The following is a 22,144-nucleotide window of genomic DNA, read 5'->3' on the forward strand; positions in this document are numbered from 1 at the left end:
GTAGATGTCCTGCCCTGCATAATCAAATCAACTAGAATCATATCGGGAATGCGAAGGAGTTGAAAACAGGCGAACGGCCTAATATGGAAGGGTGAGAAGAACGAAGCCGGCCGCTTCGGCTATGCAACCAAATCCTCACCGATTTCCAATATTTTCTTCGACTTTTTTCGACTTTCGCCCCTTCGAAAACGAAAAAAGCCCGCGACAATCGCGGACCTTTCTCCGTTTCTTCTCCTGTGTCGGGCTATAGCAAATCGGCGGCCAATTGGGCCAAATGCGACCGTTCGCCGCGTTCCAGATTAATATGCCCGGCGATGCTCTGGTCCTTAAACCGCTCAACCACATACGTAAGCCCGTTGCTATAGGCATCCAGGTAAGGATGGTCGATCTGCTCGGGGTCGCCCATAAGCACGATTTTGCTTCCTTCCCCTACGCGCGAGACGATCGTTTTCACCTCGTGTTTGGACAGGTTCTGCGCCTCGTCGATAATGATGAACTGCCCTGGAATCGAACGGCCGCGAATGTAGGTAAGCGCCTCGACCTGAATGCTGCCCATGCCGGCGAGTATTTTCTCGATATCGCCCGCTTTTTTCGTATCGAACAGAAACTCCAGATTGTCGTAGATCGGCTGCATCCATGGCCGCAGCTTCTCGTCTTTCTCGCCGGGCAAATAGCCGATGTCTTTGCCCATCGGCACAACCGGCCGGGCGATCAGCAGCTTTTTATATTTGCGCTCGTCTTCAATCTTCATCAGCCCGGCGGCCAGAGCGAGCAGCGTCTTGCCCGTTCCCGCCTTGCCGGTTAACGTGACGAGCGGAATGTCGTCGTTCAGCAGCAGCTCAAGCGCCATTCGCTGCTGCACGTTGCGTGCCCCAATGCCCCAGATCGGCTCGTTGCTCAGAAACAGCGGGTCCAGCCGTTTCGCTTCCGCATTCACCTTCAGCAGCGCTGATTTGGAAGTGCCCAGCTCGTCGCGCAGGATGACGAACTCGTGCGGATGGAGTTTGTAGCCGATATTCAAATCGGCGGCGGGCAAATATCTCGTATTGTAAAAGTTATCGATAATGCCGGGATGTACGCGCAAGGTCAAATTACCGGGATACAGGTCGGTCGAAGAGACGACCCGGTCGGTCAAATAATCCTCGGCCGTAATGCCCAGCACATCCGCCTTAATCCGCACAAGCGTATCTTTGCTGACGAGGATGACCGGTCTCGGCTGCTCCTGGCTCTGCTCCTCCAGATGGTAGTTGAGCGCGACCGCAAGAATGCGGTTATCGTTCGTTATTTCTCCAAATAGATCCTGCAATTTATGAAAGCTTCGATGATTCAGCTCCACCTTGATGCTGCCGCCTCGTTCCAGCTCGACTCCGTCGTGCAGCCTTCCTTTCTCGCGAAGACCGTCGAGCAGCCTCGATACGGTCCGGGCGTTGCGCCCGATTTCGTCGGCATTGCGCTTTTTCGAATCGATCTCCTCAAGCACCACTGCGGGAATGATCACTTCGTTGTCTTCGAATGCGAAGACGGCGTCAGGATCCTGCAACAGGACATTCGTATCCAGTACGTAAATTTTTTTCAAGAGCGTCCCCTCCCGGCTTGGCTAATGGCTGTAGCTGTACATATTCGAAAACGAAACGGACAAACTAACCATATGGCTAATTCAGGTGCTGAGAATAGGAGCGTTGATCAGATGCGAAAAGTCGTTGTCCTCGCGTTTGCGATTGCAGTTATCGGCGGCTGCGGCAAAGCGCCGCACAATGGAGCTTCCCCCTCTCCGGATGGGCAAAACCGAGTTAAAGTACAGCAAACGGCACCGGCAAAGCCGGAAATCCGTAATAAACAGGAAGTTACCCAGCGGCTTGAAACACTGGCAGCAAGCATTCCCCAAGTGCAGAGTGCCAAATGCGTCATTCTCGGCAATACGGCCATAGTCGGCATCAATGTCGAGCCGCATCTGGAGCGGAGCCGGGTCGATGTGATTAAATACTCGGTTGCGGAGGCACTGCGCAAAGATCCGTACGGCGTACATGCGTTTGTTACCGCCGACGTCGATATGGCGGGCCGCATTGCCGAAATTCGCGAAGCCGTGCGCCAGGGGCGCCCGATCGCAGGTTTTGCCGAGGAGCTCGCCGATATGATCGGCCGTATCGTTCCGCAAATCCCGAAAGACATTACGCCGCAGGGCAACCCGCCGGCACGGACCGACGATGCTCATCAGATGGGCGGAAAGGAACTGTAAGATTCCCCGCTAGGCCGAAAATGACCGAAAAAAGACGCAAAAAGCCCGGTTCCATCGGAACTAGGCTTTTTTCATGGCTGCAAACACTTGTCCGTCCAGCTTTTCCGCTGCACGCTTGTCATACGTTTTCTCGTATTCGGGCTCGGCAGAAATGCGGGAGCCGTAAAACATCGCATCCCGAACCGCTTCTACAGCCACATCGTAACAAGCCAGCTTGAAAGGAACGCCCTCCAGCGCTTCGGCCACTACGGCGGCATTACCGTATACGCAATTAACTTTGCCTTCTCCAAAAAACGTCAATGTCACTTGCGGATGCTTGTTTATATTCGTTACAATGCGGGACCGCTGGTCGATCGCAAAACGAATATGCGTCAACCGGTCGGCATACACCCAGGAAATCGCGCTTACGCTCGGAAAACCGGACTCGCTATCCAGGGTTGCGAGCAAAACGAGCTTCTCGTTTTGCAGCGCGAGCATTTGCTGCTCCGACAAAGCGGTAATCGTTTCAGCCATGACATAGTCCTCCTGAAAGTAACGGCTTGGTACCAGTATAACATATTGCCGGGGTTGTCAGCCATAGACCGCAAAACTTGGCATCGCAGGCACCGCTGCCGCGGTCGATGTTATTTCCGCTGCTCCTGCAAGGCGGCTACCGCTTGTTTCAGTTCATCCGGCCGGATGTAAATATAGGGGCTCTGCCACTCTCCCGTGAGATGAACATATTTTATATTATCGCGATCGATGCCCATATATGTTCGGATAAAGCTTTTGATTTGCGAAGCGGGGATGTCCGTCTCCACGCTGCCGCTGGCCGATTCGATAACCGAGCCGAGCCTGAGCACGCCTTCGACCGATTTCAGCTTGGCGACCATCTGGCCGATCACCTGCTGCTGGCGCTCGTTGCGCTCGATGTCGTTGGATTCGGATGCGTTCTGGCAATTGCCTTTGCGGTAGCGGACAAAGTCGAGCGCCTGCTTGCCGTTTAATAAATGGGAGCCTTCGGTCAGCCGGATATTAGTCCCGTCCCATTTGTCGGTGTAGCACATATTCATATCGACCTGGAGCTGTAAGCCCCCCAATTGATCGACGATATCCTCGAACCCTTTGAAGTCGATCCGGGCGACATAATCGATCGGGACGCTCAAATATTTACCGAACAGCTCCTTCGTCTTTTTGTCCGCGGTCGCTTTGTTCGCCTGGTGAAAAGCGGCGTAATACGCGTTCGCCTTAAGCTGCGAATAGCCGCTTACTTTGATAAGCGTATCCCTTGGGATGGAAACGACGGAAGCCGTTTTTCGCGCCGGATTAAACGAGGCTACCATAATAACGTCGGTATTGAGACTCGCGCTTTTCGGTCTCGAATCGAGGCCGAGCAGCAGCACCGTTACCGGATTGTCGCTTACCGGCTTGGTTACGGCCGCCGAATCCGGAGCGCCTACTTTGTCGATAGCCGAGTTGATTTTGTAAAGTAAGTAGGCCCCGTAAGCAATAACCGCGATGATAATAACGAAAATGATGAACCAAATCGTTTTTTTAATCCTTTTTTTGGGAGGGCGCCTCGGATGAACAGGCGGCAAAGCGGTAGACGGCACAACAAGTCACCACTTTCAATTGTATTTCGGATTGGCTGCGATGTCGCTCAGCAGCTGCTCCGCATGCTCCCTGTCAAACATTTGCAGCTTCGTTTTGCCTTCCTGCTCGTACCGGACATGCACCATCGTTTCGTCGATGGCGGCAATGCGGACGTCTTCCAGCTTATGATCGTCCCGAAGTATTTCCGCAAAAAACGATTCCGTTTCTTTGGCGGCATTATCGTCCTGCCTCGCGTCGGCAACGAGACGGATTTGCAGCCAATTGAATAAAGCGTCCTGCAGCTTCATCTTACGGTTCCTCCCTCAACAGGATTACGTTCCAGCCAGCGCTGCACCAGCGGCGTATAGCGGCGATCCAAGAAGCAGCCTCCGGATGGGTTCCGGAAGCCGCATACGTTTCCGCAGCCGCGAACGCCTCGTCCGCGTTACGCAAACCCGAAAGCTTGTCCAGCATCGTTTGTCCGCAGTGAGAGAGACTCAGCCTTTCTCCATCGAAGACGATGTCAACCGGAGTAGCCAAATCGAACGGCAAGCGATCGGTCCCGCAGGTCGCTTCCGCTTCGTCGCCGGCAGCAAGCAGATGGGCCTTGAACGGCACCAGCCTTCCACCGGCCAGCTTCAGCAGCCGCTGAAGCTCCGCTACGGCTAGTTCGGACGAGCAGAGGATGCGTTCACCGCCGAGCGTAACCGGAGTCCCGCTTACAATCGGAGTGAGCCAGTATCGGGGCAAACGTTCCCTCTCCTTTCGTCCCGGCTTTCGGCTATTCCGTTACACATGGTCCGTCGCGCCAGGTTGTTGGCCTTGATCGCCCGGAGGTTTGCCCTGCCCGTTTTTGCGGTTCTCCCGCTCGATCATCCAGTAGCGGATGCGTACGGTTAACATCAGAGCAACGGCCACGCCGAGGCTAATGACGATCGGCAGCTCGAGGTCGAGCTGGAATAGCAGCAAGATGAAAGCGCCAACGGCGATCGTCAAATAAATGACCAAATCTTTCAGCAGCGGCAGCTTTCTCATGCGGAATACTTTATTGTAGATGTAAACGAGAAATACGAAAATCAAAATGTACGTAATCCACGGATGGTCGAACAGCCATTGCTGCACTTCACGCGCCTCCCTTGACCCGAATGAGCGGAAAGGCCGAGCGAACGTTACACGTTCGCTTCGGCCACTTTACGCATTTTTTCCGCTTTTTCCCGCTCGCCTTTGTTTAGTACTTTTTTGCGCAAACGGATCGATTTCGGCGTCACTTCGCAATATTCGTCTTCGTTCAAATATTCGAGCGCCTGTTCCAGCGAGAACACCCGCGGCGTCTTCAGCCGTAACGTTTCGTCCTTGCCGGACGCGCGCATGTTCGTCAACTGCTTCTCTTTACAAACGTTGACAACCAGATCGGTATCGCGCGTATGCTCGCCGATAATCATCCCCTCGTACACATCAACGCCGGGATTCAGGAACAGGATGCCTCGGTCTTCAATCGACATAATGCCGTACGTCGTAGCTACTCCGGTTTCGAAGGAGATAAGCACGCCCTGGTGACGACCGCCGACGTTCGCGCCGGCATAAGGACCGTATTGCTCGAACGCATGGTTCATGACGCCGTACCCGCGAGTCAGTGTCAAAAATTGCGTATTGTACCCAATCAAGCCTCGAGCCGGAATAAAAAACTCCAGACGGACCGTGCCGGTGCCGCTATTGACCATGTTGATCATTTCCGCCTTGCGGGTGCCGAGGCTTTCCATTACCGCGCCCATGCTGTCTTCAGGCACGTCGATAAGCAGACGTTCGATCGGTTCCATCTTCACGCCGTCGATTTCCCGGACGATAACTTCCGGCTTCGATACTTGCAGCTCGAACCCTTCGCGGCGCATGTTCTCGATCAAGATGCCGAGGTGCAGCTCGCCGCGTCCGGATACGATGAAAGCGTCGGGGCTGTCGGTTTCGTCCACCCGCAGCGATACGTCCGTCTCTAATTCCTTGAACAAACGTTCGCGCAGCTTCCGCGACGTAACCCATTTGCCTTCCTTGCCCGCGAATGGACTGTTGTTGACGAGGAACGTCATTTGCAGCGTCGGCTCGTCGATCTTCAGCACCGGCAGCGCCTCGGGCTGCGTAGGATCGGCAATCGTTTCCCCGATATTGATGTCCTTGATCCCCGCGATCGCCACGATATCGCCGGCTCCCGCTTCCTCGATCTCGATCCGCTTCAAGCCCTGGAAGCCGAACAGCTTCTCGATCCGGGCCTGCTTGACCGCGCCTTCGCGGGTCATAACGGCGACGACTTGGCCCTGGCGAACCGTCCCCCGGTTAATCCGGCCGATCGCGATACGGCCCATATACTCGTTGTAATCCATCAGCGTGACGAGGAATTGCAGCGGCTGTTCCGTATCCTCCGTCGGATGCGGAATATGGCTGATGATCGTTTCGTACAGCGACTGCATGTTCTCATCCTGCTGTTCGGCGTTAAGACTCGACGTCCCTTGCAGCGCAGAAGCGTAAACAACCGGAAAATCAAGCTGCTCGTCGTTCGCCCCGAGCTCGATAAACAGGTCGAGCACTTCGTCGACCACTTCCGTCGGACGGGCGTTCGGACGGTCGATTTTGTTCAGTACGACGATCGGCGTCAAATTTTGCTCGAGCGCTTTACGCAGTACGAATTTCGTTTGCGGCATACAGCCTTCGAACGCGTCCACGACGAGAAGCACGCCGTCGACCATCTTCATGATCCGCTCTACCTCGCCGCCGAAATCGGCGTGTCCCGGCGTATCGACAATATTGATAAAAAAGTCTTTATACGTAATGGCCGTATTTTTCGCCAAAATCGTAATGCCCCGCTCGCGCTCCAGATCGTTGGAGTCCATGACCCTTTCCTGTACCGCCTCGTTGTCCCGGTAAGTGCCGGATTGCTGAAGCAGCTTGTCAACGAGCGTTGTTTTCCCATGGTCTACGTGAGCGATGATAGCGATGTTGCGTATTTTGTCTCTGGCATGCATAAAATCCAAGTTCATCCTTTCTTGTTGCCTATAAAGTTATTAGAAAAGTTTCTAAACGAAGCCTTTCTCACGAAAAACGTCTATCGTGCGATAAATGACCAGCTCTTTATCGGACAAACGGGACGTATGGCACCCGTTAGCTTCTCTTTGACAAGAAAAGCTTCTAAACGAAGCCTTTTCCACGATGAACGCCCCTGCATAAGCAGTGGCTTTTCCTGGTACAGAAAGTCGCACTTCGCTTTAACGCTTTAGCGAGCTTAAACTTCCTGCAACGCTCAAAATAAGCGTCGGACTATCGCGCCGACGCTTTGACACATTCTGAATTATAGCGATTTTAGCTTGAAAATGCAACAAACGCACATCTTAAGTTTCCATTAAGGGGAGCCGCGTTTCGAGATAATGAAAAACGCCGCTCACCAGGAGCGGCGTTTGCCGAAAATGATATACGCGCCAACGCCGATCAGAACGAGGGCGATCAAATAAATGCCTACCGTAAACAAGATCGTCACGCCGAACAAAATGCCGGAGAGGATGGCCAGTACAACCGCCGCCATCAATGTGCCGCGCGGGCTGTACTTGTCGAACGTATAAAACTCGTATAACCCGACCGCGATCGCAAAAATAAAACCGGGCCATATATAAGCCATCAGGCTCCAACCGAATATCGTACAAAGGAAAAACAAAATCGAACAGGTCACCAGAATGCCGCCCGGAATAAGAACGGCGGAAGGCAGCACGCGGTTGAAATATAAAAAGTGAAGCAGCAGCCCCGGTGCTAAAACAAAGACTGGCCAAAACAGGCCCCATACAAATCCGAACACGCCCAGCTTGCCAAGCAGCAAAATGATTCCAACAATTACAATGATCAAGCCGACCGAATACCGATTTTTGGACAAAAGGCGCTCCCTCCCGATACAACGTCGGAGCTGCGGAAAACCCGCAGCTACCTTTCTATAATGCCAAGTCTTCCTCATTCGAATTGCGACTCTGCTTTCATTGTAACGAAATCAGACAAAAAATGCTACCTTTCGCATCGGAACGAGCCTCGTGGACCATGCCGCGAGCCATAGCGTCGCAGATGGGCAGGTTTGGCGGTGCGTTGTGCAGCACACGCCAGAGGCGCGGCAGCGATGGAGATGTGCTGCAAGGCGCAGGGCTAAGGAGTAGCCGGCAACAGCGAGAGACGCCTAAGGCGCAGACGGTAATTGCAAAGCCAGGTTAAGGCACAACCGGTGATGGCGGAGCTAGCTAAGGGCACAGCCAGTGATGGTGCAGCCAAGCTAGGCAAAGTCAAGGAAGCCAAAGCCTATATAGGCGAAGTCAGGCCAAGGCGCAGCGGTGCTACCGCTCGCGGCGTTTCTTCGCCGCAAGCAGGCGGCCGAGCCGGTCCGCCTCGCCGTCCGCCGACTGAGCCGCAGACGGCGGAGACGCGGGCGGTGAAGCGGCGGGGCTGGCTGGCGGCGAGGCCGGCGCTGCGGCGGCAGTCGGCGAGTGCGGCGTGGGAGCGGCGGCCGGGGCCGGGCGGGCCGGCGGAGGCGAAGCCGCGGCGGCAGGCGCGACGCGGGAGCGCAGCCGCTCGAGCGTGGCGGAGCCGGAGCCGTCCGCAAGCGGACGGCGAGCGCCGCGCGGCGAGAGGGCGAGCGCTAGCCGGCGCCACGGCACGTGGAGGCGGCGGGCCGCGATGTCCGCGAGCCAGAGCGCGAGCGCCGCGATGAGCAGGGCGCGAGACAAGTCGCGCACCTGCTTCTTCGGCGCGGCGGCGCCGGCGAAGGCGTCCTCGGGTCGGGCAACGTCCAGCACCCGGCCGCCTGTCAGTTCGGCCAGCCGGCTCAGCTTGTCCAGACCGTCATCCGTACCGCCGATCCGGTATTCCGGGGAATAAGGAACGACGAAGCCGGTCGTGATTCCGATCCCTTTGCCATCCGGCGTTTCCGGCGACGATGCCGCGATTTGCGTCAAATAAACGCCAGGCTTCGTTATAGGCAGCTCCCCTACGAATTCGCCCGGTACGGTCGGCTCTAGCGGTACTTCGGTCCGGTTCAATTCTTCGTCGGTAATCGTCGCCACCCAGTCGCCTTCGTACTTGGTTTCTCCATTGTCGCCGCCGCCGCGGACTTCCAGCACGACCGTATTGCCGTTCAAACGGCTTGTCAGTTCGAGCGGCGAAGCCTGAAACTGGGGGAACGTCCATTTTACTATCCGGCTGAATACGTCCTGGAACTTGCTCCATTTTACCCAATCGCCCGACCACTGCCCGGTCAAATCGCTCGTCCAAGCCACCGTTTTACCCGCGCCGTACTGCCATCTCGCGAGCAGCGGGTCCGGCTCGGGACTGGCCAGCGCCACCTCGGCCGTCTCCTTCGGCGTTGTCGCGATGTAGGCGTTGATCCGCGGCAGCCCTCCTAAGAACATCGAATCCCATTCCGCCGCTTGCCCTACGGAGGGAACGAACGGCTGATCGACGATATACGTTCGGGAAACCAGTACCGCTTCACGGCTGAATATGGCCGGTACGGTGCTTTGGTCGTTCGTAAAGTAATACCTGCCTTTTGCCAGCTGCGCAATCCGCTCCAGCAGCTGTGTATCCGCTCCATCGCCGATCGCGACGGAGGACAGGGTCATATTGTTCTTCACCATCTCGGCCGCAAGCGCTTCGTAGCTCTGGTTCGTAGCGGATTGCCCGTCGGTCAGCAAAATAATGTGCTTGCGCTGGGCATCCACTTTCCTAAGCTTCTCATACGCCTGCTCAACCGCAGGGTAAATATCCGTTCCGCCGTCTGCCGCTATCGACATGATCTGCTCCGTTACCTTTTTCGGGTCCTTGAGCTGCTGCGGCTCCACGACCCACCACGGCGAAGAATCGAAGGCCAGCACGCCGATCGTATCTTTTTCCCGCATCAGTTCTACCGTTCGCGCGGCCGCTTCCTGGGCCAGCTGCATCTTTTCGCCGTTCATGCTGCCGGATTTGTCGATGACCAGCATAAGCGCCAGTGACGGAACCTCGCGTTTGCCGCGTAAATCCATGTAAACCGGAAGCGCCCGCTCGATCGGCGTTTTGAAATAGCCGCCAAGTCCGAAGCTGTCCTCCCCTCCGGTCATAACGAGGCCGATGCCGTAGTCGCGAACGGCTTGCTCGACCATCTCCATCTGAGCGCCGGACATCCGGGTGGCCGCCACATTGGCCAGCACGATCGAATCGTACGCCGTATAATCGGCAAACTCTTTCGGCATCAATTCCGGCAATACCCTGTCGTACGGAATAAGGCCGGACTCGAGCACGGCGGCCAAATTTTGCGCGGCTCCGTCGTTTCCTTCCACGAGCAGCACCTTCGGAGGCCCGGATACGCGGCTGAACGAGTACCCCGCATTGTTCGCCGATACTTCGTCGCCGTCCGCATACAGCTCGGCCCGGTAACGATGAAGCCCCTGCTCCTTAGCAAGCCCGGGCAGCACAAACCGATTCGGGCCGCGCTCCAGCTCGATAGAGCGGCTCGCGATTTCACGGTTGTCCTCGTACAGGCGGAGCTCGGCAGCGCCCTTGAACGTGCTCGTCACGTTCACCTCCAGCGCATACTGCTCCGCTTGATACAGCTTCTCCGGGATGCGGAGCGAATCGACCGAAGCGTCCTTGCGCTCTTTGGACGAAAGCGGGACTACGTCGATCGGGATGCCCTTGTCTCTCAGCAGCTTTGCTTGCCGCAGCAGATCCCCGACATTTTCCCGGCCGTCCGACAGCAGAACGATACGCGGCGAGGCGTCGCCCGGCATCATCGTTTCCGCGAGCCGAAGCGCTTCATCCAGCCGGGTAAATTCCGTGTTGACCTTCGTTCCGAAGATGAAGTTGTCCACGTTTGCCATATCGGTATTTTTTTCGATCGCCGCGTCCAGCCCGGCCGATATGACACCGGCTGCATCCCGCTCCGCTTTCGCCGGGGCCGTTTGCCGAATCCATTCCGCTATAACGGACGCATCCGTCATGCTGTCCGAACGGTCGGCAACGAATACTACCGCCTTGCGCTCTACTACGGTATAGCTTTGCAGCCCGGCAAGCGACAAAACGAGCAGCAGCAGCAAAGCGCTGCGCAGCCCGACTACGAAACGCCTGCGCCAGCCGGACAAATGCGCTGCCGATCTCCATACCCAGTACGTGTATCCTGCCGCCGGAACGAGCAGAAGAAGCAGCCATACATATTTAACCTGCAGTCCCACGGCGGTACACCCCCCATTCCCAAATGACGACGGCGAGAACAAGCAGAACGAGCCATCGCCACAGTTCGTAATGCGCAGCGTTAGTATCGTTAATCGGGACCGACTGCGCCTGTCCGTCATCTTGGCCGGCATTCATTCCGGCAGACTGTTCGCCGACCGCTTGCTTGAAATCCAGCTCCGCAGCCGCATTTCCCGATTCTCGCGAATCCGCCGTTACGGCGAGCCAGCGGCTTTGGACGACCCTGCTCCCCTCGTCCTTTTCCTCAAGCCGGTACAAGCCGGGAACAACCGGAATCGTCTGGACGGCAGACAGCCGTCCCTCCTGCATCTCCGCCTTCATCGCCGCGCTTTCCCCGTGGACAGAGACCCATTCGGCGGATGCGGAGCCGGCAGACATCGCGATTTCTTTGTGCTCGCCGGCTATGGCACGGCCCAGGCTTCCCCCGTTAGCAGCGGTCAGCCAGGCGAGCGCATTTTGTACAAACACCGGAAACTCCGTCCGCAGCGGAAAATCGCTCTGCTGCAAGGAAAACGCAACAAGCAGCCTAGGCTGGCCGTTTTCGCTCCCGGCGTATAATAGCGGAACGTCTTTCGCGGAAACGACCGGTTTCCCCCAAGTCAGCCCGGTTGGCCGGAGTGCCGAAGCGACATGTGTATCCTGAAGCTGCAAATACCGGGTGACGGGATGCTCTTCGATCGTAAGCGGTCCGGCCGGCACGGGCGTCTCCTCCCCCGCATATCCTGAGCGGATGAAGAGAACAGGTCTCGTCGCCATCCACTTGCGCCATAGCTCCGACGTCAGCGCACCGTCCGCTACCGAATCGACGGCAATCAGATCGGGCTCGCGATCCGGCTTCATCGACCGCATAAAGGCTTCGACCCCGTCCGGCGCCAGCTTCGCCACTTCCGCTCCGGCAAGCTGAAGCGCCTTCTCCAGGAACAAATTCCCTTCGCCTACGAGCAGCACGTTCCGAGGCCGCTCGCCTTCGGGAAAGGCATACATGACATTATCCGCCAGCAGCGTATCGTCCGTTCCGATATCCAGCTTGTACCAGTCTGCGTTCGCCGCATGCTCGAAATAGACGGAAACCGTCTTGCCAGGTTCGACGCGAATTGTCTTGACTTCGGACAACGCGGCTCCGGCATATAAAGCAGCGTCGACTTCGCGGACCGTTTCTCCCCAGTTTTTGACTGTGGCGACGGCAGTGACCGCCGATCCTCCGCTTGCCTGCCGGTCCGTTTTGACACCGAATTGGGCGATGCTGACGTTGCCATCCGCCTTCGTCTCCGAACCGGCAGTCCGGTGTACCGAAACCGGCACGGCAAAGGCCAGTCCCGCTACCGACTCGGCAAACTGTCCGTCCGTAAACAACCGTACTTCCGATTCCGGATCGTTTCGAGTGAGAGCCGCGGCGAGCGACATCGCTTCCTTATACGACGTCTTGCCATAGTCCGGCTGGATCTGGCTCAGCGTTTCGAGCAGCTTGGCGGAATCGGTTTCCCGCGACAGCAGCACGTCGGCCTGCCCGCCCATCGTAACAAGCGTGATGGCGCTATTCTTCCCTTCGCCTCTCGCCCAATCGCCGATTTCCCGCTTCGCGCGTTCCAGTCTCGATAACGGCTCGCCTTCCGCCGCGCTTATGTTCGCCGTCATGCTGGCCGAACGGTCGAGCACGACAACTACGTGCGCCTTCGCCGAACGGTTCGCCCATACCCATGGCTGCATGATGGACAGCACAAGCAGAGCGGCCGCAAGCAGCTGCACGAGCATGAGCAGCCGGTTTCGCAGCTTTTGCCACGGACGATTCGCCTCCATGTCTTTCAGGACGCGGTTCCAGAGCATGTGGCTCGATACCGGCGTGTCGATATATTTGCGTTTGAACAAGTACATCAGGACGATGGCAGGCAAAGATAAGCCGAACCACAGACCGGATAACGAATCGAAGTGCAATCCCCACACCTCCTTCCGGGCAAACTTGGTACTTTACATGGCGGACAACGCCGAATCGGCGTCCTTATTGCAGCACGCCCATTCCACGCATCGTCGTCCCGATCCACTCCAGCGCGGGAACATTCGTGGGCGCCAGGCCATAGGCGATTCCCCGTTCGTGGCAAAAGCCGCGAAGCGAATGCGTGTAGGCATGAAGCGCTTCTTTGTAAGCCTTCACCACTTTGCCGGACATGGCCACTTCTTTGCCCGCGCCGGTTTCCACATCGACAAGCCGCAGATCGCCGCTGAAAAACGGATCCAGCTCATCAGAAGAGAGCACCTGAACAACGACGACCTCCTGTCTCGCCGCCAGCAGCATTTGCAGTGTTTCCCGAATGCCGGATTCGAATAAAAAGTCCGAAAAAATCCACGTCATGCCGGGCTGTCTCGGCAGCGCTCCGGGCTCTGCGAGCGCCTTCCCAATATCGCCGGCCGTTTGGCCCGTTTCCGTCCCCGCCTCCGCCAAAAAACGGAACAGCCGCTGGGCCGATGCTTTGCCGCGCATCGCCGGCAGCGATGCGGTTACACGCTCCGAGAACGTGCCGGCACTTACCCGGTCGTAACCCGCAAGCGCCATATAGCCGATGCAGGCGGCCAGCTTTTTGGCATGGAGCAGTTTGCTGCCCCCGTCCACAGCCCCCCCGGAACCGCCGGTGTGCATCGAGCCCGAAGCGTCGATCCACAAACGGACATGCTGCTCCCGTTCGTCGTGAAACAGCTTGACAAAAGGTTTGCCGCTGCGGCCGTAGGCGTTCCAGTCGATTTGACGTATATCGTCACCCGGAGCGTACAGCCGGTAGTCGGAAAAATCCAGCGATGCTCCTTTTTGCCTGGATTTGCGCTTCCCCTGCATCGAGCCGCGAATGCGAGTTTTGACCGCAAGCGTCAATTGCTCCAGCCGAAGCAGCGTTTCGGAATCGAGCAGTAGCGGCTCCGCACTCATCGTTTTCTCTCCATAACGGCCAATACGTCGCGCAGAATGGCGTCCGTCGACATCCCCATCGCCTGACCTTCAAAATTCAGGAAAATCCGGTGGCGCAGCGCCGGAATCGAAACCTGCTCGACATCGTGGAACGAGACGTTCAGCCTTCCCGCGCAAAAGGCGCGCACTTTCGCCAGCGACACGATCGATTGAATGCCGCGCGGTCCCGAACCGAACTGAACGTAACGTTTCACCGACTCCGGAGCGTCCGGCTCCGACGGATGGGTTGACATAAGCAGCCGGATCGCATAATCGAGGACGTCGTCCGCTACGAGGATTTGCTTTGCGGTTTCCTGAATACGCAGGATCGCTTCACCGTCCGCCACCTTGGCCGCCTGCACCGATGTCGGCGACGTTGTACGGAGCACGATTTCCTTCAGCTCCTCCTTCGTCGGATAGGACACGACGATTTTGAGCAAGAACCGGTCAAGCTGTGCTTCCGGCAGCGGGTACGTGCCTTCGTTTTCAAGCGGATTTTGCGTCGCAAGGACGAAAAACGGCTTCGGCAGCTGGTACGTTTCCGCGCCTACGGTTACCGTTTTCTCCTGCATCGCTTCCAGCAGCGCGCTTTGCGTTTTCGGCGTTGCCCGGTTTATTTCGTCGGCGAGCACGAGATGGCCGAAGATCGGCCCCTTCTGAAACCGGTACGAGGTTTCCCCTTGCCCGCCGAATTGAATAATGTTGGTGCCCGTTATATCCGCAGGCATCAGATCGGGGGTAAATTGAATGCGCGAGAAGCTGAGATCGACCGTATCCGCGATCGTCCGAACGAGCATCGTTTTACCGAGCCCCGGAATCCCCTCGAGCAGCGCATGCCCGCCGGCAAACAAGCACCAGAGCAGTTGCTCCACGATATCTTTCTGGCCGACGATCACGCGGCCGATCTGCTCCCTGATCGCCGCAACTTCGGCGAGCTGCTGCTCCAGCTGCTGTTTGGCATCGATCATAGTAGTTCCTCCAATCTGCTTTTTCCTGAATCGATCGTTTCCATGTGTTAACGGAACTGCGGTACGTTATGGACGATTACATTCTCGCTCCAGCAACTTGTTAGCGGAAATTTTTTCCGTTAATCCGCTGCTTTTTGCCTATTAAGCCCGATCAAGGTAGAAATAACGGAATTCAGCTCCGTTATTTCCGGTAAATATTCGGGAAATTGGCGGATAGCGGCATTTTTTTCCGCTACGGCGGACTGCCCATTCACCGATTAGGCTGAATTTCCGTAAAATAGTCGCGGACGAGCTGCTGCATCGACTGCGGAAGCTGCGATCGGCCAAGCGATTTGGCCGCTTCCGACTCGTATTCCGCGTAAACGTCCTCGTACGGGCGGGACGCTCTGTCCATCGCCGGGGCCGAGCCTCCTTGCAGCACGTCGCCGCCACTGCCTTGCACCGGGCCCGCGTCGGACTGGGGCGCACTGCCGCTGGCTCCCGCGGACGCCCTCGGCGTCGTGACGAGGCTGCGCGAGCCGCTGCCAGTCCCCGCGCCGCTTCCCCCGCTACCCGCGCCTGCTCCGCCTCCCGTCCCTGCACCGCTCCCGGCTCCCGCTCCTGAGCCGCTCCCTGCGCCCGTGCCGCTCCCGGCCCCTGCTCCCGCTCCGCTTCCTGCGCCTGCTCCGCTACCCGCGCCCGTGCCGCTTCCGGCTCCCGCACCTGCTCCGCTTCCTGCGCCTGCGCCCGCGCCGCCGGCCACCGGCGTCCCCGCTGCGGACGCCATGCCCGCGGCAAGGCCGTTCGCGCCCCAGGCCGGCGAAATCGCCGCGCCTTGCGCCGCCAGCTGCTGCGCGGCCGCCAGCCCGGCCTGAGCGATCTGCCCGCCAAGCTGCCCGGCCTGAGCGGCAAGCAGCCGCTGCGCCGTTTGCTCGTCCATCGCCTGCGCCATCGCCTCGCCTAGCTCCTTCATCGCTTGCTCGCTCAGCCCGCCTTCGCTTCCGGCCTCGCCCGCGAGGCTCGCCAGCGCCTCCTTCAGCTTGCGCTCCGCCTCCGCGTCCGGCGACTCAGCCGTCTCCGCCAGCTTCGCGAGCGCCTTGGCAAGCTGCTGCTTCTGTTCCGGCGTCATCGCCTGCACCTGATCGCGCAAGCCGTCCAGCGCCGCTTCCAGCCCTGCGCGGTCCGCGGCTGCCAGCTTTCGCCCAAGCTCTTGCAACGCGGGATTGGCCTCCCAAGCCTTCGCCCATTGCTCGGCCAGCTTCAGCTCCTTCTGCAGCCGTTCCTCCTGCTCCTTCAGCTTCTTCATTGCACGCTCGAGCTGATCCAGCGCTTCCTTGCCCGTACCGCTTTCCTTCAACCCTTGCTCCAGCGCGTCCAGCTCACGCTTCATCTGATCCAGCTCGAGCGAAGGGAGCTTTCGCGATTCAAGCTCCTCGCGCATATCGCGTACAAGGCTTACCTGCTCCGCAATTTGCTGCTTCTCCTCCTGCCGCTTCCGGTTCAGATCGTCCATCGGGTTCGGCCACAGCAGCAGCACCGCGAGCGCTGCGGCTAGTCCCGCCAGCGAGCCAAGCCGCCTCGGATAACGCGGGACGGGCAAAAGCTTTGCAGCATCCCGGGCGAACGCCGCCGCATGGCGGACCGCCTCCTCCCGCTGCAGCCGGGCGAAAAGCGTCTCCTCGCCGCGATGAGCCAGCGCGGTGCCGACCCGCTCCTCGAGTCCCCCTTGACGGTCCATCTCGAGTGCGGCTTCACGCTCTCCGGGCCGCCGGGCTGCTGCAAACGCCACGCCCGCGAGCACGCCTGCAGCAAGCAAGGCGAGCGCCCAATAGCGGTAAGATGGAATCGGCGCGAAACGGCCCAGCAGCGCAAGCAGACAAGCCGCCGCCGCGCCAGCAATCAGGCCTGACAGAACAAGCCTCAGCATACGCAGGACCATCAGCCTTTTGCGCACTTTGGCGATAGCATCTTCCAGCGTTTCGATCGGCACCGGCCCTCACTCCTTCCTTCACGATCTGTAAAACCCGTACGTTTACGCCGTTTGGACTTTACGGCGCGGCCGCAAAAAACGGATCGCGAGCCAAGCCGGAATCACCGCCATCAACAAATGAACCGGAACGAATAAATGCCACAGCTTCAGGCCGTCCAATCCCCCGTTAAAAAACTCGTTCGAAAAGTTAGGCTCGAAAATGCTGATCATCGCCGCTAGCGGATTGATGCTCACCAGCACGCCGGACAGCACCCGGGCCGACCCGTTCGTCACCGCCATCAGGAAGATCGCCGCGAGTCCGGTGAACACATACAGGAATAAACCGACTCCGTACGTTACAATCAGCGAAACGACCGTTTTTTTCAGCAACGTCGAGAACAACACGCCGACCGAGCCGAGCGCCACCATGACGAGCAAATAAAATCCGAATACGGCTACGAGCTGAGCCGGCGAGATGCCGCCGAACAAAAAAACGATGCTGTATACCGGAAGCGTGGCGAATACGATCAGAAACATAAAGCTGAGCGCCGAGACCAGCTTGCTCAGAATGATCGTCGTCGACGATTGCTGCGTCGTCAGCAAAATGTTCAGCGTCTGCTTCTCGCGTTCGCCGCTAATAACCCCGGCCGTCAAGCCGGGCGCCATAAAGCAGACGAGCACAAGCTGTGCTCCGCTCAAGAAGTAGAACAGGACGCGGCTCGATTCCGGCGTAAAGCCGCGCGCTCCGCGGTTATGCATTTCCATAAAAATGTATCCGAGCGCCAGCAAGCCGATGACGACCAAATACGCCAGCAGCGCAAGCGGTGAACGGATCGTGCGCATGCGCAGACGGAATTCCTTTTCGAGCACCGGATTGATCCATTTCTGCCTCCAGCTTGTCATGCCCGCACCCCTTTCGTAATTTCCAGAAATACGTCCTCGAGGTTCGTCTGCGCCTCATTAAACGACAGCACCTTGTAGCCTCCGGAAACGAGCAGCTTCAGCAGCTCCCACTGCTCCTCGTCGCGCCCCCCGAAGTGAACGTGAACGCCGAGCTCGTCGCGAAGCACAAGCGTAATGAGCGGCAGCTCCTTGAGGAACGCGACCGCCTCCTCCTCGCGATCCAGCAGGCGAATATGCAGCACCCGGCTGGCACGCATCTTCTCTTGAATGTCCGTTACTTTGCCCTGGGCCAGCAGCACGCCGTTTTCGATAACCCCGATCTCGTCGACCATTTCCGCCAGCTCCGGCAAAATATGCGAGGAGATGATAATCGTTTTGCCCATCGTCTTGAGCTCCTTGAGAATTTCCCGCATCTCGATGCGCGCTCTCGGGTCGAGGCCCGAGGCCGGTTCGTCGAGAATGAGCAGCTCCGGGTCATGGACGAGACTGCGGGCCAGACAAAGCCTCTGCTTCATTCCGCGCGACAGCGAATCGACGTAAAAATCCGCTTTGTCGCTCAAGTTGACCAGCTCCAGCAGCTGCGGAATGAGCTTCAGTCGTTCCGCGCGGGGAATACCGTAACTCGCGCCGTAAAAGTCCAAATACTCGGTCGTCTTGAAATTATCGTACACACCGAAAAAGTCCGGCATATAACCGATCAGGCGGCGGACCTCCTTCGGGTGCTCGGTGACCTCGAAGCCTCCGACTTTGGCCGTGCCGGATGTCGGCAGCAGCAGCGTCGCGAGAATGGACATCGTCGTCGATTTGCCCGCGCCGTTCGGACCGACGAAGCCGAATACGGTTCCTTTGGCAATGGTCATATCCAAATGATCGAGCGCCGTAAAGGTGCCGTACCTTTTGGTAAGCCCGCGTATTTCGATCATTGCTTTACAGCCCCTTCCGCACTAAGCGCCGGATACGTAAACCGCCTCATACTTTGGTCGTTCGTCACCTTGAGCCGGATTCCGTTCGTTCCTGTGAGCGCCTCGGCGATTTTTTCTTTCTCCAGCACGATTTGTCCGCCCTGAACGTTTTCCCAGGCTTGACTTTTACCGTTCCACAGATCGATCTTGAACTGCTGCTGAGACGCTATATCGAGAGTGATCTTTTCATACTGCAGCCCCGCGCGCACCGGAAGCGCATATAGCAGCGTTATGTCTCCGTTGCCCATATCTACGCCGCCGTTACTCGGCATCCCCTGGTTGGCCGCATTGCTCGATTCGATATAAGGCAAAATGACGCCGGACGGAACAGACAGCCGGTTGCCTTGAACGTAATCGGGCTCAATCGGCTGCACGAGCAGGTCGATCCGCTCCGATTGCACGTCTTTTCCTTCGATTTTGAAGAGTGTATCGCTCGATTTGGCAAAGCCTACGATATACATACTGAGTGGAGAACGGCTCGTTCGTCCGTTCGCCTTGTTCTGCGAGAAGCTGTTTAAAAGCGACCGTTCGCGCTGCATCATATCCTGCCTGCCGGAGTACGGGAATATCAGATTGCCCCATTGGTCGTCGTTTCGATTCATCGTGCTGCCGAGCGGCACCTGAACCGGCCTTTTCTCGCCCGGGAGCATGTCGCCGATCCTTATCCATTGACCGTTGATGAAAATGCCGGCTTCGTACAGTTTGTGCGGCGTACTGTTCGTAACTTCCCCTTTGGCGCCGTTTCCGTCGAAACGCAGCGTGTACTCGAATTTACCGGCCTGCTTGTCCACTTCCTGGGCGGATACCACTTTACGGACGGACCAATACGGGACGTTGGCAAAGGATACGACCGTTTTATCCGGGTCGGAACGAACAATCATATCCGCCTCTCCGGATGGCAATCCGCCGCCGTCATTCAGAATAAGCGAGGAAATATTGCGTTTGCCGCTCCATTCCAGCTTGTAGCTGCCCCCGCTCGGCACGAATACGGACGACGCTTCCGTGCGAGCCGCGGTCCCGGAGCCGGAAAGCACGTTAATGCCAAGCGTTTGCACGAGCGTCCCCCCTCTGCCGGAAGCGCCGATGCCATAGATAATCAAACTCGTCAAAATGGCGACCGAAGGAATGGTGAACCATGCCCACTCGCGGCGGTCGAATTTTTTCAGCACGAAGTACATGGCCGGAGCGACCAAAACCGCATAAGCCAAAAAGAGCAGAGTGAGCAAGCTGTACGCCGGCGGAACAAGCTGGGGGAACACTTCGAGCGCGTTGTTCATTTCCCACAGATCGCCCGGCTGGCGGTATACCCCGTTACCGGCCGCCATCGCGCCGGCGCCGTACAGGATGCGTTCCCATATTTGCGGATTGCCGCCCCACGATGCGACGGGCTGCATCACAAGGTCATACGCCACATACGTAACGGAGCCCTGGCCGTAAGACCTGTTTACGACAAGCGGGATTCCCGCCTCCGCAAACAACACTTCTCCGGATTTGACCTCCGCTTTGGACACGGTAAACGGACCTCCGAGCGCCAGCCCTTTGCCGGTCGCCTGAGCAAATTCGGAAAGCTCCGATACCGACGCCGTTCCGTTCACGGCAACCGGACTAATCGCCTGAAACGGCGCCGCCGTTTTCGAATAGCCTGCTCCCCCGGCGAGAACGAGCTTGCCGCCTCTTTCGACCCAAGATTCGATTTCCTTAGTCTGCTCGGCTTTCAACGTATCGACAGGTGCGTCGTTCAGCGCGATCACGTCCAGCGTGTCAAGCATGGCCGATTCCCACGGGAAGTCGTTTCCGCCAAGCTTCACTGTGCTTACCTCATACCCTTTCTGGGCAAGCAGCGACAAAAAATTAAGCGTATCCGGGTCGCGCGCCATAATCCCAACCATCAGCGTATCGGACGAAAGCAGCTTCGTTTCGAGAAACACTTGCCCTTGAACAAACGGGACGACCGCGCCCTTCTCCACCGACTTCGCATAAAACTGTACGACGTTGTTTTTCTTGCTCATCATCTTACCAGGCAAAGTGAACCAGACGATTTTCGTGCTCTGCCTGGGCAGATCGACGTGTTTCGTATACACGACGCTTTTTCCGTTATCGCCGGCTGTCCGTACCGTCAAGTCCCCCGAGACGTCTTCGCCCGGATTCGTAATCGTCATTTTGACGGGAAACCAGCGTCCGAATTTCATTTTCCCCTCAAAGCCGTAATCGACGCTAATTTCCAGCGGCTGCTTCTCGGCTCCGGCCTTTCCGCTCCCGAAGAAGGTCGTCCCCGCAGCCAGGACGACAAATACAAGCACAGCCATGATCCAGCGTGACCATGGCAACCGCGTATTGTTCCGAATGTTCACTCTCAGAACCTCTCTTTCGCAACGTAGCTTTCTCCCTCATTATAGACGATCTTCGTTTTAAAAGGTTACATGCGCCGTCATACCAACATAACCACAAAGAGGAGCCTAGGCTTTGAAGCTGGGGGGCTCCCCCGAAAGTAATAGGATTAAGCTACAGAGGCTCACGTCACTTTCGGGGGAATCGATCATTCCAAATACTTTGCGGGGAGCCCCGAACATACAAAAAAATCAACCTGCCGGGAAACCGGAGGTTGACTTGGGTAAAAACGATTCGATTTGCTATCAGGCAGGCTTGCTCGCCGAATGCGCTCTTTTTTTCCAAATGAATCCTGCAGCAATGACGAGGATCGTCGTAATAATCGGAATCATCCAATGCGCCGTTGCATTATGATGAAGCACGAAGTCCTGCATTTTTTCATCGCTGACGAACATCTCGCCCGAGGTGTAACCAAGTATGCCTGCTCCGACATAAACGAGAATCGGGAACCTTGTAAGCAGGTTCATCACAAGCGTGCTTCCCCATATAATGATCGGAATGCTCAGCCCGATCCCGAGAATAATGACCGGAATGTTGCCTTGCGCTTTGGCGGCGATAGCAAGAACGTTATCGAGGCTCATGACGAAATCCGCAAGGATGATCGTCCATATCGCCTTGCCTAGCGAGGACGCTTCCTTGACGTGCGCATGGCTGTCGTCGTCGGCGAGCAGCTTGATGGCGATCCAGAGCAGCAGGAACGAACCGGCTGCTTGAATGTAAGGAACGCTTAACAAGTAAACGGCAATGACCGTAAGAATGAGGCGAAGCCCGATCGCTCCGAACGCCCCCCACCATATCGCCTGCTTCCGCTGGTGAACCGGCAAGTTTTTGCTGGCAAGCGCAATGACGACGGCGTTGTCGCCGCTTAACACGATGTTGATCAGCATAATTTGCAAAAATAATAAAAACCAATCCAGCATAAAGTGAGCCTCCTGCATGCATAAAAGTGACGCGGAACACCGCGAAAGCCGGCATAATCGCTCGGGTCTACCTCAT

The 22,144-nt window shown here is 57.4% G+C and carries 18 protein-coding genes; 1 reads left to right on the plus strand and 17 read right to left on the minus strand.

The genetic code is table 11. From position 1 onward, the window contains the following. Positions 1-244: 244 nt before the first annotated feature. On the minus strand, positions 245-1,576 hold the full coding sequence (locus D7M11_RS02910; protein WP_120745629.1) for a PhoH family protein: 1,332 nt from the start codon (positions 1,574-1,576) through the stop codon (positions 245-247). Between the two features lie 111 nt (positions 1,577-1,687). On the opposite strand from D7M11_RS02910, the gene D7M11_RS02915 reads away from it, so the two are divergent. Beyond that, on the plus strand, positions 1,688-2,236 hold the full coding sequence (locus D7M11_RS02915; RefSeq protein ID WP_120745630.1) for a YhcN/YlaJ family sporulation lipoprotein: 549 nt from the start codon (positions 1,688-1,690) through the stop codon (positions 2,234-2,236). A 60-nt stretch (positions 2,237-2,296) separates the two neighbouring features. Here the strand turns inward: D7M11_RS02915 and D7M11_RS02920 are convergent, their stop codons facing one another. The 16 genes from D7M11_RS02920 to D7M11_RS02995 all read right to left on the minus strand — a co-directional run bounded on the left by D7M11_RS02920 (position 2,297) and on the right by D7M11_RS02995 (position 22,068). Continuing rightward, positions 2,297-2,749, minus strand: a complete 453-nt coding sequence (locus tag D7M11_RS02920; RefSeq protein ID WP_120745631.1) for a pyridoxamine 5'-phosphate oxidase family protein — start codon at positions 2,747-2,749, stop codon at positions 2,297-2,299. Positions 2,750-2,859: 110 nt separating this feature from the next. Next, a complete protein-coding gene (locus D7M11_RS02925) occupies positions 2,860-3,828 on the minus strand; it encodes an LCP family protein (protein ID WP_120745632.1) in 969 nt (322 codons plus the stop codon). 15 nt (positions 3,829-3,843) lie between these two features. Beyond that, positions 3,844-4,116, minus strand: coding sequence for a hypothetical protein (locus D7M11_RS02930; protein WP_120745633.1), 273 nt, complete (start codon positions 4,114-4,116; stop codon positions 3,844-3,846). Position 4,117: 1 nt separating this feature from the next. Next, positions 4,118-4,558, minus strand: a complete 441-nt coding sequence (locus D7M11_RS02935; protein ID WP_120745634.1) for a hypothetical protein — start codon at positions 4,556-4,558, stop codon at positions 4,118-4,120. A 39-nt stretch (positions 4,559-4,597) separates the two neighbouring features. Further along, on the minus strand, positions 4,598-4,930 hold the full coding sequence (locus D7M11_RS02940; RefSeq protein WP_120745635.1) for a YlaH-like family protein: 333 nt from the start codon (positions 4,928-4,930) through the stop codon (positions 4,598-4,600). A 47-nt stretch (positions 4,931-4,977) separates the two neighbouring features. After that, positions 4,978-6,819 (minus strand): translational GTPase TypA, encoded by a 1,842-nt coding sequence (typA, locus tag D7M11_RS02945; protein ID WP_120745736.1) that lies wholly within the window; start codon positions 6,817-6,819, stop codon positions 4,978-4,980. Positions 6,820-7,232: 413 nt separating this feature from the next. After that, positions 7,233-7,715, minus strand: coding sequence for a LiaF transmembrane domain-containing protein (locus D7M11_RS02950; protein ID WP_120745636.1), 483 nt, complete (start codon positions 7,713-7,715; stop codon positions 7,233-7,235). 445 nt (positions 7,716-8,160) lie between these two features. Beyond that, positions 8,161-11,028 carry a VWA domain-containing protein gene (locus tag D7M11_RS02955; RefSeq protein WP_120745637.1) on the minus strand — a complete coding sequence of 956 codons (2,868 nt, stop codon included), beginning with the start codon at positions 11,026-11,028 and terminating at the stop codon, positions 8,161-8,163. Then, a complete protein-coding gene (locus D7M11_RS02960) occupies positions 11,012-12,979 on the minus strand; it encodes a vWA domain-containing protein (protein WP_158606399.1) in 1,968 nt (655 codons plus the stop codon). The genes D7M11_RS02955 and D7M11_RS02960 overlap by 17 nt, the downstream gene beginning before the upstream one ends. 64 nt (positions 12,980-13,043) lie before the next feature. Continuing rightward, positions 13,044-13,961, minus strand: coding sequence for a DUF58 domain-containing protein (locus D7M11_RS02965; protein ID WP_120745639.1), 918 nt, complete (start codon positions 13,959-13,961; stop codon positions 13,044-13,046). Then, positions 13,958-14,947 (minus strand): AAA family ATPase, encoded by a 990-nt coding sequence (locus tag D7M11_RS02970; protein WP_120745640.1) that lies wholly within the window; start codon positions 14,945-14,947, stop codon positions 13,958-13,960. The genes D7M11_RS02965 and D7M11_RS02970 overlap by 4 nt, the downstream gene beginning before the upstream one ends. Positions 14,948-15,197: 250 nt before the next feature. Then, on the minus strand, positions 15,198-16,916 hold the full coding sequence (locus tag D7M11_RS36270; protein ID WP_158606400.1) for an AAA family ATPase: 1,719 nt from the start codon (positions 16,914-16,916) through the stop codon (positions 15,198-15,200). A gap of 42 nt (positions 16,917-16,958) precedes the next feature. Beyond that, a complete protein-coding gene (locus D7M11_RS02980) occupies positions 16,959-17,798 on the minus strand; it encodes an ABC transporter permease (protein WP_120745641.1) in 840 nt (279 codons plus the stop codon). Next, positions 17,795-18,721 (minus strand): ABC transporter ATP-binding protein, encoded by a 927-nt coding sequence (locus tag D7M11_RS02985; protein WP_120745642.1) that lies wholly within the window; start codon positions 18,719-18,721, stop codon positions 17,795-17,797. The genes D7M11_RS02980 and D7M11_RS02985 overlap by 4 nt, the downstream gene beginning before the upstream one ends. Next, a complete protein-coding gene (locus D7M11_RS02990; protein ID WP_193556081.1) occupies positions 18,718-21,066 on the minus strand; it encodes a DUF7408 domain-containing protein in 2,349 nt (782 codons plus the stop codon). Before D7M11_RS02990 ends, D7M11_RS02985 begins: the two co-directional genes overlap by 4 nt. 327 nt (positions 21,067-21,393) lie before the next feature. Beyond that, the gene (locus tag D7M11_RS02995) at positions 21,394-22,068 is read right to left on the minus strand and encodes a TerC family protein (RefSeq protein WP_120745644.1); all 675 of its coding nucleotides are present in this window, start codon (positions 22,066-22,068) and stop codon (positions 21,394-21,396) included. Positions 22,069-22,144 lie beyond the last annotated feature (76 nt).

Source organism: Paenibacillus ginsengarvi (genome assembly GCF_003626695.1).
Taxonomy (GTDB): domain Bacteria; phylum Bacillota; class Bacilli; order Paenibacillales; family NBRC-103111; genus Paenibacillus_AB; species Paenibacillus_AB ginsengarvi.